Genomic DNA, 11,868 nt, shown 5'->3' on the forward strand with positions numbered 1-11,868 from the left:
CGCAACCATTGGCCTGAAACCAGATACGGGAGACTATTGGGTGGCTCGCATCACATTGAGACAATTGCTCGACCATGCCGCCGAATACGGCTATGGCGTGCCTGCCTTCAACATGAACAATATGGAACAGGGCCTCGCCATCATGGAGGCCGCCGAGGAGACCAAGTCGCCGGTCATCCTGCAGGCGAGCCGCGGTGCCCGCGCCTACGCCAATGACGTGGTGCTGGCCAAGCTGATCGACGCGCTGGTCGAAATCCATCCCGACATTCCGGTCTGCATGCATCTCGACCATGGCAACAACGAAGCCACCTGCGTCACCGCGATCCAGTACGGCTTCACCTCGGTGATGATGGACGGGTCGCTGAAGGAAGACGGCAAGTCACCGGCGGACTACGCCTACAATTCCGGTATCACGAAGCGCGTCGTCGACATGGCGCATTGGGGCGGCGTGTCGGTGGAAGGCGAGATCGGCGTGCTCGGGTCGCTGGAGAGCGGCGGCGGCGAGCAAGAAGACGGCCACGGCATCGAAGGCGCGATCAGCCACGACCAGCTGTTGACCGATCCTGAACAGGCGGTCGAATTCGTCAAGGACACGCATGTCGACGCGCTGGCTGTCGCCATGGGCACCAGCCACGGCGCCTACAAATTCTCGCGCAAGCCGGACGGTGCGGTGCTGGCGATGAACGTGATCGAGGAGATCCATCGCCGCTTGCCGAACATGCACCTGGTCATGCATGGCTCGTCCTCGGTGCCGGAGGATTTGCAGGAGATCATCAACAAATATGGCGGCCAGATGAAGCCGACCTGGGGCGTGCCGGTCGAGGAAATCCAGCGCGGCATCAAGCATGGCGTGCGCAAGATCAACATCGACACCGACAACCGCATGGCGCTGACCGGCGCCATCCGCAAGGTGCTGACCGAGAACCCCTCGGAGTTCGATCCGCGCAAATATCTGACGCCGGCGATGGCGGCGATGCGCAAGCTGTGCAAGGAGCGGTTCGAGCAGTTCGGCACCGCCGGCAACGCGCCGAAGATCAAGCCGCTGCCGGTCTCGGAAATGGCCAAGCGCTACAAGTCAGGCAGCCTCGATCCGAAGTTCGGCTGAGTTTCAGCCGACTTCGCGAGGTAGCAAAAGACGCGGGCAGGAGCCGATCGGCCCCTGCCCTTTTCCATGACGGGGCGGAGGTACAGCCTGTCCCCCAACGGACAACTGCGCTCAAGGGTTGCTGGTCAAGAAAAAGGCCGGGCGCGAATACGGCCCGGCCAAAAGAAGGTTTACAACCTTCAGAGGGGAACACCGTCCAGCGGAATGGGAGGAAACCGCCGAACGATTTTACCTTTTTGCGCTGATTTGCGGGCTTTGGCGACGAATGGAATTCCAAAAGACATTGGAAAAACGAAAATTCCTTTTCTATTTCCGCGAATGCCTTCAGGCGGCCGAAATTCCCGTCTCGAGCAGATCGGCGTAGTGCTGGCGGGCCACGTCGGGATGGGAACGAAGGCGGCTTTTCAGCACATTGGTTCCGACATTGCGAAACAGCGGATTGTCGGGATCGCTCGCCGGCCCGCGTGCCTCGGCCGCGAGTTCCTCGGGCAGGCTGAGTAACGGGATCGTCGCATCGAGCCGGGCGCTGAAGAAGAACGGAACGGAAATCCGCTCGACACCGGCCGGCGGCATCACCACACGGTGGACGGTCGCCTTGAGATAGCCGTTCGATGCCAGTTCGAGCAGTTCGCCGATGTTGACCACCAGCGTCTCGGGAAGCGGGTCGACATTGACCCAGCAGCCGTCATACTCGACCTGTAGGCCCTTGTTCTCATCCTGCAGCAACAGGGTCAGGAAGCCGCCATCCTTGTGGGCGCCGACGCCCTGGTCGTCGCCGGTCGCATCGCGGCCGGGATAGCGCACGATCTTCATGCGATGGTTGGGCTCATCCCTATAGATCGGGTCGAAGGCGTCCTCGGCCTGGTCGAGCGACAGAGCGAAGGCTCTCAGCAAGCGGATCGCCACCGCCGTCGCCCTGGTCTGCCATTCCAACAGCGCCGGTTTCAGATCCGGCAGCGCCGCAGGCCATTGGTTCGGCCCTTGCAGCCGCGTCCAGGCGGGAACATCGGGCCCTTGCGCGATGGCTTGGCGCTCGACGCCGATGTCGAGCTGTTCTCGCCAGTCGGCCTTGCCTTTGGTCAGCTCGCCGCCGGCGCGCGTATAACCGCGAAATTGCGAGGATTTGACCATTTCGATGGCCAGCTTGTCGGCTTCGGGCAAGGCAAAGAATTGCCGCGAGGCATCGAGCACCTCCGCGATTTCCGCAGCCGATATGCCATGGCCGCTGAGATAGAAGAAGCCGACATCGCGGGCTGCCGTGCGCAGGTCGAACAGAAAGGTCCGCCGCTCAGACGCGCCCTGTTCGAGGCGGCTGAGGTCGAGCACGGGGACGATCCTGGGCATGGTCAAGCTCCTTCCTGTCGTTCGGTCCCTACGGTGGCACGCAGGCCATTGCGATCAAAGCAACGCGCAATCCAATCTCCAGGCGAATGGCAGAACGTCAGCACCGCGTTTTGCCACCTGCAGGCAAATAACGTTCGAACGGCCATCGCTCATGCCCGATGGTCCAGCCTTGCGACCAGCCGATCGCCGGCCCACTGGATGCCGCAGACCAGAATGATCAGGACGATGACCACGGCGACCATGACGCTGGTCTCAAAACGCTGATAGCCGTAGCGGATGGCGAGGTCGCCCTGCCCGCCGGCGCCGATGGCGCCGGCCATGGCTGAGGCGCCGATCAGCGTCACCAGCGTCACCGTGAAACCGGCGACGATGCCGGGCAGCGCTTCCGGAACCAGCACCTCGCGGATGATCGTCCAGCGATTGCCGCCCATGGCGCGCGCCGCCTCGATCAGCCCGTGATCGACCTCGCGCAGCGACACTTCGGCGATGCGGGCATAGTAGGGCGTGGCGGCGATCGACAGCGGCACGATGGCGGCCCAGGTGCCGATCGAGGTGCCGACGATCAGCCGCGTCACCGGGATCAGCGCCACCAACAGGATGATGAAAGGCACCGAGCGGAAGCCGTTGATGACCGCGCCCAGCGCGCGGTTCACCCACAGGCTTTCGGCGATGCCGCCGCGGTCCGTGGCGACCAGCGCCAATCCGAGCGGCAGACCGAACACCAGCGAGATGAGGCCGGAGGCGGCCGTCATCAGGACCGTTTCCCAGATCGACCGCAGCAGAAGCTCAAACAGAATTGGTGACATGGCCAAGCACCTCCACCCGCGCATCACGGGCTTTCAAGAACGCGATCACATTACCCAGATGATTTGCATCGCTGCCCGGAACGGAAAGGAACAGCGTGCCCACGGGTTGCTGCTGGATATGGTCGATGCCGCCATGGATGAGGCGGAAGGAGCCAGGAACCGCAATGGCAAGGTCGGACAGCAGCGGGCGTCTTGCCGCTTCGCCCGCGACGTCGATGCGCAGGACAGTCTCCGCGCCGGCCGTCGGCTCCAGGCGGGCTACCAGTTCGGCCGGCAGTTGCGGCCGGATGGCGCCGAGCAGGCTGCTCGTGATGTCGGAGCGGGGGTCGGCAAAGACCGACCAGACCGGTCCCTCCTCGACGATCCGCCCGGCGTCGATGACCGCGACGCGGTCGGCGATCGAGCGGATCACCTCCATCTCGTGGGTGATCAGCAAAATGGTCAGGCCGAGCTGCCGATTGATGTCTTTGAGCAAGGCAAGGATGGAGCGCGTCGTCTCCGGGTCGAGCGCCGAGGTGGCTTCGTCCGACAACAGCAGCGCCGGCCGCGCCGCCAGCGCCCGGGCAATGCCGACACGCTGCTTCTGGCCACCCGACAGCGAGGACGGATAGGCCTTTGCTTTCTCCGAGAGACCGACGAGGTCGAGCAGTTCGGCCGCACGTTGCAGGCGCTCTGCCCGGGGTCGGCCTTCGATTTTCAGCGGCAGCGCGACGTTCTCCTCGACGGTCTTGGCCGACAGCAGGTTGAAGTGCTGGAAGATCATGCCGATACGCCGCCGCAGCGGCTGCAGTTCGCGTTCGCCAAGCCGGCTGATCTCGCGGCCTTCGATGAACACCTGCCCGGAATCCGGCCGTTCAAGACCATTCAGGCAGCGGATCAGCGTCGATTTGCCGGCGCCGCTGCGGCCGATGATGCCGAGAATCTCGCCCTTGCGCACGGTGAGCGAAACGCCGTCGAGCGCCGGCGTGGCGCCGAAGCGACGCTTCAGCTCGGTGAGGCGCACGACCTCTTCCAGCGCCGGGGAATGGCTCTCCACCGCCAGTTCAGGTGATGCTTTGAAATGCTGGTTCATCGAGGTTCCTGTTGCGGCCTTCCGCAAATGCGACGGCGGTCCGCTCAACAGCGGACCGCCTGCTCCTGCCAACCAGGCGCCGATCAATAGGCGCTGATCCCGGTGCCCTTGTAGACCTTGTCGAACTCGGCCTTGACCGCCTCATTCTGGTAGGACGCGACCAGCGTCTTCACCCAGGCCTCGTTTTCATTGCCAGCCTTGACGGCGATAAAGTTGCGGTAGGGATTGTCGGCCACCGGCTCCTGGGCGATGCGGTTTTCCGGGCCAAGGCCGCTCTTCAGCGCCCAGTCGGTGTTGACCACGGCGGCGTCAAGGTCCTCCACCGAGCGGCCGACGATGCCGGCGTCGAGTTCCTTGATGACGACCTTCTTCGGATTTTCGGCGATGTCAGCTGTCGTCGCCAGAATGCCGGTGCCGTCCTTCAGTTTGATCACGCCCTCATTCTGCAGCACACGCAGCGCCCGGCCTTCATTGGAAGGATCGTTCGGCAGGCCGATGACGGCGCCCTCGGGCAGGTCGGCAACCTTGGTGTATTTCTTGGAGTAGAGGCCGATCGGCCAGACGCCGGTGTAGCCGACCGGGACGATGTGGTAGCCTTGCGTCTTGATCTGGTTGTCGAGATAGGGCTTGTGCTGGAAGGCGTTGGCGTCGATCTCGCCACGCTCGAGCGCCTCGTTGGGCTGGGTGTAATCGTTGAACACCACGGTCTCGATCGTCAGGCCTTTTTCGGCGGCTTGAGCGACGACGACGCGCCAGACGTCCTCATCCTCGCCGCTGATGATGCCGACCTTGATCGCCTTCTTGTCCTCGGCGAAGGACGGCGTCGGCTGTGCCAGGCCAACAAGTGTCACCGCCGACGCGAAAAGTGCCGCAAGGGCAGCACGCCGGCTGATTGCTGATAAAAGAAGGGCTTTGGAAGCGTTTCCGCGTTCGGACATTGTCGATCCCTCGTAATGCTGAAGTCATATCGGCGAGGCGGAATGCCAAGCCTTGATGACATCATCGACAATGCTCTGCTCCAGATCAAAGAACCGGATTTCTTCTCAAACACCGGGCCGGGAATATTCTCTCAAAGATTGCGCACTTGCGAGAACGCCACGCCGCATCGATCAGAAAGTCTCGACCCAGGGCCGAAGCTCGACCTCGAAACTCCAGGCGCTGCGATGCTGGCGATGGGTCGCGAGATAGGTCTGCGCGATGGCATCGGGCGACAGCTGGCTGTCCGGGCGCTCGGGTTTTTTACCAACCGGCTCAATCTGGCCGTCGATGATGAAATGCGCGACATGGATATTCCTAGGGAAGAGTTCGCGCGCCATGGACTGGGCCAGGCCGCGCAGGCCGAATTTCGGCATGGCAAAGCCGGCGGAGCCCGGAAAGCCCTTGATGCTGGCGGAGGCGCCGGTGAACAGGATCGAGCCGGAGCCGCGCGCCAGCAGCCGCCGCGCCGCCTGCTGGCCGACCAGGAAGCCGCCATAGGCGCCAACCAGCAAGGCCTGCTTGACCGCATCGGGATCGACCTCGGCGATCGGGCCGCGCGTGCGGCCGCTGGCGTTGAACACTGCAAGCGCCAGTGGGCCTTCCTTGTCGGCGGCCTCGAACAGGCTTGCGACGGAAGCCGGATCGGCGACGTCGGTTTCGACGGCCAGGGCGCCGGTCTCCTCGACCAGCGGTGCGAGCTTGCCGGTGTTGCGGGCGGCGAGGACCACGCGAAAGCCTTCCCTGGTGAGAAGGCGGGCAAGCGAGGCGCTCAAGCCGGCGCCGGCGCCTGCGATCACTGCAACTTCGGATGCCATGTCATTTCTCCCTGACGATTCCTCGTACAGACGTTCGGCCCGATGCCGATGTCGCTTGTGACATAGCTGGCGTCTTGAACGGCAAGAGACAAGAACGGCGTTGCTCGATTTTCGCCGTTCGGTAAAAAACGCTGCCGGCAAATGTCAGCGCCGCCCCTCATTGCCCTGCCGGGCATTTCTCCCCGTATAGTGACGGGGAGAAAGAGGCCGGCCGCACCCTCGGCGCTATTTCTGCGACGCTGATGATTGGCGAAATCATGGACGAAGGCGCCCCTCTCCCCGTCACTATACGGGGAGAGGATGCCGGCAGGCAGGTGAGGGGCAGCGCCAGCGCCGCGAGAAATTCAGATCCTGAAACGCTTGCCTTGATCAATAAAGGCAAAAGACTTGCCTGCCCGGCCGTTCCGTCCGAAACGTGGTTCAACGGCGATTCGAGAAAGCGACCATGGAACCAATCTGGGCCGTCGGCCTGATGACCGGCACCGTGCTGGACGGCAATATCGACGTCGCGTTGATCAAGACCGATGGCGAGCGGATCGAAGATTTCGGCACCTACACACTGGCGCCTTACCCCGCATCGATCAGGACCTTGCTGGAAGAGACGCTGCGCCAGGCCAGGGCCTGGAATTTTGAGGGACCGGAGCCGGCGATCTTTGGCGAAGCCGAAGAGGCCCTGACGCGCGCGCAGTCGGCTGCGGTGAAAAACCTGGTCGAGAGCTACGGCCTGACCATGGCCGATATCGGCGTCGTCGGCTTCCACGGCCAGACCGTGCTGCATCGTGCCCCGCAACCCGGACGGTTGGGTGACACAAGGCAGCTCGGCGACGGCGAGCTGATGCATTCGATACTGGGCACCAAGGTCGCCTATGACTTCCGCTCAGCCGATGTGCGGGCCGGCGGGCAAGGCGCGCCGCTCGCCGCCGCCTACCACACCGCGCTGTTGCGCGAGGCCGATGCCAGCGGCGACACGGCGGTGCTCAATCTCGGCGGTGTCGGCAACATCACCTGGTGGGACGGCAAGGACGCTATCGTTGCTTTTGACACCGGCCCGGCCAACGCGCCGCTCAACGATTTCATCAAGTCGAAGGGGCTTGGCGACATGGATCGCGACGGCGCGCTTGGACGCGCAGGCACCGTGGACGAAGCCCGGCTGTCCCGGCTGCTGGAGCACCCCTATCTGACCAAGCCCTACCCGAAATCGCTCGACCGTTTCGATTTCGGCGCCGCGATGGCGGATGGTCTGAACGCCGAAGACGGCGCAGCAACGCTGACGGCCTTCACGGTCTCCGCCGTCGGCAAGGCGCTCGACCTGTTGCCGCATCGGCCGAGGAGACTGGTGGTCAGCGGCGGCGGCCGCCACAACCCGACGATGATGGCCATGCTCTCCAGCCGTGCCTGTGTCGAAGTCGTGCAAGCCGAGGCGCTCGGCTGGAAGGGCGACGCGGTCGAGGCCGAGTGTTTTGCTTTCCTGGCGGTGCGCGTGCTGCGCGGCCTGCCGATCAGTTTCCCCTCCACGACCGGCGCGCCGCAGCCGATGCGCGGCGGACGGCTGGCAGGCTAACCGGCCAGCTTTTTCTGCAGGAAGATGCGAGTGCGGCCAACAGGGAAATCGCCAAGCGCGCCGAAGGGGCGATAGCCCTGGCGTTCATAGGCCTTGACTGCCTTCGGATTGAAAGTGTCGATCCAGGCGTTTTGGCATCCGCGCGCCAGAGCTTCCTGTTCGGCCGCCTGCAGCATCCGGCCAGCCATCTGCTGGCCTTGAAGCCGTTCATCGACCCAGAGCCATTGCACATAAAGCCAGCCCCAGGCGGTGTAGCCGGAAATGCCGGCGACGACCTTGCCGTCTTCGTCGCGCACGAACACGGCAAGCGCCTTGCGCCTGGAATGACCAACATCGCTGTCGTTGAAGGCCGTGAGCCGCTCGCCGAGAAAACCGAGGTCTTCCGGCAAGGGATCGGCGGTGGTCTCAAGGGTGGTGTTCATGGCTTCGTCCGGCTCGGAGCTTGGTTTACCGAAGGACGCTGCGAAGAAGCAAGTTCTGTCCCTGAACCACGCAGGTGGTTTTTGAATCTCCGGCGTCGGTCTCGATGGAACTGAGACCGACGCCGGACAGATAGCGCCTACTTACTTCAGCTTCGCCTGCAGCGCGTTGACGTCATCCGTCGTCATTTCGCCGTCGGTCGTCACCTTGCCGTCGACGATCTTCCAGAGCCGGAACGGGCCCGTGATGTCGCCGTATTTGTCGAAGGCGACCGGACCGATGACACCTTCATAACGGATCGGCTTGCCGTCCTTGATCAGGCCGAGCGCCTTGGCGAACTCTTCCTTGCCGGCAAAGATCGGCGTGCCAGCCGGATCGACCGCCTTGTACATGGCATCCTTGATCTTGGCCGGATCCTCGGAGCCGGCAATGGCGATAGCCAGGCCGACAATGGCGCCGGCGTCATAGGAGCGATCGGCCGCCGGGTTCGACGGTTCGATGCCGGAGAACTCCTTGTAGTTCTTCATGAAATAGTCGGTGGAAGCCGTCGGGCTGGTACCCGACGAGGTGCCATAGGCATCCTTCAGATAATCGGCGCCGACGGATTCGATGAAGTCGGGGCTGTTCATGCCGTCATTGAGCAGGAATTTCTGCACGCCGCCTTGCGAAATCCAGGCGCGGGCGATGGTCGCGCCATCGACCGGCGTGCTGACGAGATAGAGCCCGTCCGGCTCGCCGGCCATCGCCGCCGTGACTTCGGAGGCGTAGCTCGACTGCTTTTCGTTGTAAGGCGTGTCGGAGACGATGTTGCCGCCGAGTGCTTTGTAGGCGCGCGAGAATTCGGCCACCATGTTGACGCCGAAGTCGTTGTTGACATGGATGATCGACAGCTTCTTGAAGCCCTTGTCGATGGCATATTTGGCGGCGGCCACGCCCTGCAGCGCATCGGAGGTGATGGTGCGGAAGAAGATGCCGTTGGTCTTGCCGTCGCGGCCGAGCGCGGTCAGCGTCGGCGAGGATGAAGCCGGCGAGACCTGGACGATCTTGGCCGGCGCGGTAACCGAGGTCAGGATCGGGATCGACACCGAGGAGATGATGCCGCCGATGATCACCGGCACCTTCTTGACCTGTACCAGCTGGGTCGCGGCGTCGACGGCGATGTTGCCCTGGCTCTGGCTGTCGCGGGTGTCGGTCGCGAGATCGCAGCCGCGCACGCCGCCGGCGGCATTGATGTCGCGGAACGCCATTTCGACCGACTTGGCGCCGGCCTGGCCGTATTCGCCAGCCGGACCGGTCAGTTCCATGACCAGGCCGACGGTGATCTTGCAGTCGGCGGCGTTTGCCGCACCGGCTGCGGTCAGGAGGGCCAGCGCGGTGGTGATGTGGAGTATCGTCTTTGTCATTGTTGTTCCCCTTTCGTTACTCGACTCTAATTTGATCTCTGGAGCCTGTTCAGCTTTCCGGCACCTGCAGCCAGGTTTCATGCAGATGTCGCCATTCGACGCCGTTGGGCGCCGATGAACTGGTGGTGAAGACGGCACTCGACTGGCGGCGGCTGTGCTCGCCGCCACGCAGCTGCGCCTCGACGTAATGGACGACGATGGTGTCCGCGCTCTGCCAGCCGGGCCGGATGTCCTCGATCGAGAGTACAAAGCCATCGTCGCAAGAAGCGCGGCTTTCCCTGACATGATCGACGACCGCGTCGCGATCGAGGATATGGCCGCTTGGCGCGATCATGCTGAAGCCTTCGCCCATGACACGTTCGAAGCGGCTGAAGTCCACTTTGTCGGCGCGCGCCGCGACGAACCAGTCGACGAAGAAGCGGTGCAGATCGACGACCTCGGCACTGGCACGTGAGAACAGGGAGGCGCTCATATCCGGCCTGCATTCAGATTGTAGTGCATGATCGAACCGTGGCGGCCGTGGCGGTCGCGCTCCAGCGTGTAGACGTCGCCCAGGGGGCCACCGCTTTGCGCGATGACGGCAGCAATCCGCGCTCGGTCGTCGGCGTCGAGCACGACGTCCATGATTTTCGCATTGGCGAGCGCATGCGCCTGGTTGCGGGCGCCGACGATGACGGCCGCGACGTGCGACTGCTCGAGCACCCAGGCGCTGGCGATGGTGGCGATGTCGACGCCGTGGCGGTCGCCCACGGTCTTCAGCGCCAGAAGCAGCTGCTGGAAGAGATCCCAGCCGCCGAAGTCGTCGATGATCAGCTTGTATTTGACCAGCGAGCGGTTTTCGAGCGGCGTCGCCGGCTCGGCGACATCAAGCCATCTGTCGCTCAGGAAGCCACCCGCCACGGAGCCATAGCAGAGGAAGCTGATGCCGTTCTGGCCGGCAAGCGCGGCAAGGCTGTTGGCCGGCCGCTGGTCGAGCACGGAATATTGCAATTGCTGGCTGACCAGTGGCACACCGGCTGCGAGGATCTCGGCCAGGCGCGGGGTGTCGAAATTGGTGGTGCCGACATTGCGCAGCTTGCCTTCGAGGCGAAGCTCATTCAGCCAGCCCATCGCATCGACATAGCGAGGCTGCTCATAGTCCCACCAGTGGAACTGGACGAGATCGAGGCGCTCGGTTTTCAGCCGCCGCAGCGACTGGTCGACGATGCCTCTGATGTAGTCGCGGCTGATGCCGGCGAGCCGTTCGAGGTCAGGCACCAGCTTGGTGTGCACCTTCATCCGGGCAGCGGCGTCGAGACCGCGCTCGCTGGCGAGCCGCAGGCGCGCCGCCCCGATCAACTCCTCGACGCCGGTGTAGATGTCGGCGCAATCATAGGTCCAGATGCCGGCGTCAAAAGTGGCGATCAGATCGGTCACCGCCTGTTCGCGGTCGATGGCGCCATGCCCGCCGGCCAGCTGCCAGCCGCCGCGAATGACGCGCGAGATGGTGTAGCCGGGGCTGAGTTCGAAGGTCTTGACGGTCATGTCTGGTCACTCTTCCTTCGGCAACGGCACCGCCGTGGTCTCGGCATGGCTGAACTGGCGTTTGCCGGTCCTGACGATCCGAAGGCGGCTGCCGCAATTGGGATCGGGACAGGCGATCTCGGCGTCCGACGTCATCCAGTCGTTCTTGTGGGTCGGGCGCTGCTTGGCCGCCAGCAGCGGCAGCACCGCCGATATCGAATAGATCGAAAAGCCCTGCCCCGCCGGCATCGACAGCATCTCGCCCTTGAGCTCGAAATAATCGCCAGCCTTGGCGCCGCAATAGATCGGCTTGCCCTCGGGGATGACTGCCTCGACGCGAAGGTCGAAGAGTTCGAAACTGTCATCAGTCATTCAGACCTCCACCAGGCTGAAGGTGACGTCGCACGCGCCGTTGCGGCGGATGACGCCGCAAGCAGCAGCGAACTGGTCGCGCTCTTCGGGTCGCACCTGCGCCACGACGCTTCCGGCCAGCCAGCCGATGGGGAACAGCAGGCGCGCGCCCTGCCCGTAATACAGGCCGATGTCGAAGATGGCGTTCGGATTGCCGCCCCACATGCGCGGCGGCACATAGGCGAGCACGATATCGCCCGGCTGCGGCGTCAGCGTCGCATTCTCCGCCGGCAAGGGCCTGGCATAGGCGTGGCCATCCAGCTGAGCCGATGGAACCGGACAGGAGATTTCGGGGCCGGTCCACATCGCATGGATGCCCGGGACGACGCGTGGCTGCGCCAGATACGCCAGCAGGAAAGCGACGTTTTCAGGCGCCTTCTCCGGCAACAGCAGCGCCGTCACGGAAAGCTTCGAGCGTGGTTCGGTGATCCGGATGGCGGGCTTGCTCAT

General features: G+C 63.7%; 13 protein-coding genes. 2 read left to right on the top strand and 11 right to left on the bottom strand.

Going from position 1 to position 11,868, the window contains the following annotated elements:
- Positions 1-40: 40 nt before the first annotated feature.
- Complete coding sequence (fba, locus tag AC1DXN_RS02750) at positions 41-1,105, top strand: class II fructose-bisphosphate aldolase (RefSeq protein WP_477271599.1); 1,065 nt, start codon at positions 41-43, stop codon at positions 1,103-1,105.
- A 324-nt stretch (positions 1,106-1,429) separates the two neighbouring features.
- Here the strand turns inward: fba and AC1DXN_RS02755 are convergent, their stop codons facing one another.
- From AC1DXN_RS02755 to AC1DXN_RS02775, 5 genes are all read right to left on the bottom strand, one after another.
- Positions 1,430-2,449: an isopenicillin N synthase family dioxygenase gene (locus AC1DXN_RS02755; protein WP_477271598.1), complete on the bottom strand. Its 1,020-nt coding sequence runs from the start codon at positions 2,447-2,449 to the stop codon at positions 1,430-1,432.
- A gap of 149 nt (positions 2,450-2,598) precedes the next feature.
- Positions 2,599-3,255 carry a methionine ABC transporter permease gene (locus AC1DXN_RS02760; RefSeq protein ID WP_477271596.1) on the bottom strand — a complete coding sequence of 219 codons (657 nt, stop codon included), beginning with the start codon at positions 3,253-3,255 and terminating at the stop codon, positions 2,599-2,601.
- The gene (locus AC1DXN_RS02765; RefSeq protein ID WP_477421448.1) at positions 3,236-4,327 is read right to left on the bottom strand and encodes a methionine ABC transporter ATP-binding protein; all 1,092 of its coding nucleotides are present in this window, start codon (positions 4,325-4,327) and stop codon (positions 3,236-3,238) included. Before AC1DXN_RS02765 ends, AC1DXN_RS02760 begins: the two co-directional genes overlap by 20 nt.
- An 83-nt stretch (positions 4,328-4,410) precedes the next feature.
- Positions 4,411-5,265 (bottom strand): MetQ/NlpA family lipoprotein, encoded by an 855-nt coding sequence (locus tag AC1DXN_RS02770; protein WP_477271592.1) that lies wholly within the window; start codon positions 5,263-5,265, stop codon positions 4,411-4,413.
- Between the two features lie 171 nt (positions 5,266-5,436).
- Positions 5,437-6,120: an SDR family NAD(P)-dependent oxidoreductase gene (locus AC1DXN_RS02775; protein ID WP_477271589.1), complete on the bottom strand. Its 684-nt coding sequence runs from the start codon at positions 6,118-6,120 to the stop codon at positions 5,437-5,439.
- Positions 6,121-6,565: 445 nt separating this feature from the next.
- On the opposite strand from AC1DXN_RS02775, the gene AC1DXN_RS02780 reads away from it, so the two are divergent.
- Positions 6,566-7,681, top strand: coding sequence for an anhydro-N-acetylmuramic acid kinase (locus AC1DXN_RS02780; RefSeq protein ID WP_477271587.1), 1,116 nt, complete (start codon positions 6,566-6,568; stop codon positions 7,679-7,681).
- Here the strand turns inward: AC1DXN_RS02780 and AC1DXN_RS02785 are convergent.
- The 6 genes from AC1DXN_RS02785 to AC1DXN_RS02810 form a co-directional block, all read right to left on the bottom strand.
- The gene (locus AC1DXN_RS02785; RefSeq protein ID WP_477243266.1) at positions 7,678-8,103 is read right to left on the bottom strand and encodes a GNAT family N-acetyltransferase; all 426 of its coding nucleotides are present in this window, start codon (positions 8,101-8,103) and stop codon (positions 7,678-7,680) included. The genes AC1DXN_RS02780 and AC1DXN_RS02785 overlap by 4 nt on opposite strands.
- Positions 8,104-8,244: 141 nt before the next feature.
- Complete coding sequence (locus AC1DXN_RS02790; protein ID WP_477271585.1) at positions 8,245-9,504, bottom strand: ABC transporter substrate-binding protein; 1,260 nt, start codon at positions 9,502-9,504, stop codon at positions 8,245-8,247.
- 49 nt (positions 9,505-9,553) lie between these two features.
- The gene (locus tag AC1DXN_RS02795; RefSeq protein ID WP_477271583.1) at positions 9,554-9,976 is read right to left on the bottom strand and encodes a DUF4440 domain-containing protein; all 423 of its coding nucleotides are present in this window, start codon (positions 9,974-9,976) and stop codon (positions 9,554-9,556) included.
- Positions 9,973-11,028, bottom strand: a complete 1,056-nt coding sequence (locus AC1DXN_RS02800; RefSeq protein WP_477271581.1) for an aldo/keto reductase — start codon at positions 11,026-11,028, stop codon at positions 9,973-9,975. The genes AC1DXN_RS02795 and AC1DXN_RS02800 overlap by 4 nt, the downstream gene beginning before the upstream one ends.
- Positions 11,029-11,034: 6 nt before the next feature.
- Complete coding sequence (locus AC1DXN_RS02805; protein ID WP_477243262.1) at positions 11,035-11,379, bottom strand: TIGR04076 family protein; 345 nt, start codon at positions 11,377-11,379, stop codon at positions 11,035-11,037.
- A complete protein-coding gene (locus tag AC1DXN_RS02810) occupies positions 11,380-11,868 on the bottom strand; it encodes a DUF3830 family protein (RefSeq protein WP_477243261.1) in 489 nt (162 codons plus the stop codon).

This window comes from Mesorhizobium sp. P2_H9, assembly GCF_056403215.1.

Bases quoted from the DNA above. Each gene is read 5' to 3' on its own strand.
- AC1DXN_RS02770 (WP_477271592.1), bottom strand. From the start codon at position 5,265: ATGTCCGAACGCGGAAACGCTTCCAAAGCCCTTCTTTTATCAGCAATC.
- AC1DXN_RS02780 (WP_477271587.1), top strand. From the start codon at position 6,566: ATGGAACCAATCTGGGCCGTCGGCCTGATGACCGGCACCGTGCTGGAC.
- AC1DXN_RS02760 (WP_477271596.1), bottom strand. From the start codon at position 3,255: ATGTCACCAATTCTGTTTGAGCTTCTGCTGCGGTCGATCTGGGAAACG.
- AC1DXN_RS02790 (WP_477271585.1), bottom strand. From the start codon at position 9,504: ATGACAAAGACGATACTCCACATCACCACCGCGCTGGCCCTCCTGACC.
- AC1DXN_RS02785 (WP_477243266.1), bottom strand. From the start codon at position 8,103: ATGAACACCACCCTTGAGACCACCGCCGATCCCTTGCCGGAAGACCTC.
- AC1DXN_RS02800 (WP_477271581.1), bottom strand. From the start codon at position 11,028: ATGACCGTCAAGACCTTCGAACTCAGCCCCGGCTACACCATCTCGCGC.
- AC1DXN_RS02810 (WP_477243261.1), bottom strand. From the start codon at position 11,868: ATGAGCAAGCCCGCCATCCGGATCACCGAACCACGCTCGAAGCTTTCC.
- AC1DXN_RS02775 (WP_477271589.1), bottom strand. From the start codon at position 6,120: ATGGCATCCGAAGTTGCAGTGATCGCAGGCGCCGGCGCCGGCTTGAGC.
- AC1DXN_RS02795 (WP_477271583.1), bottom strand. From the start codon at position 9,976: ATGAGCGCCTCCCTGTTCTCACGTGCCAGTGCCGAGGTCGTCGATCTG.
- AC1DXN_RS02805 (WP_477243262.1), bottom strand. From the start codon at position 11,379: ATGACTGATGACAGTTTCGAACTCTTCGACCTTCGCGTCGAGGCAGTC.
- AC1DXN_RS02765 (WP_477421448.1), bottom strand. From the start codon at position 4,327: ATGAACCAGCATTTCAAAGCATCACCTGAACTGGCGGTGGAGAGCCAT.
- AC1DXN_RS02755 (WP_477271598.1), bottom strand. From the start codon at position 2,449: ATGCCCAGGATCGTCCCCGTGCTCGACCTCAGCCGCCTCGAACAGGGC.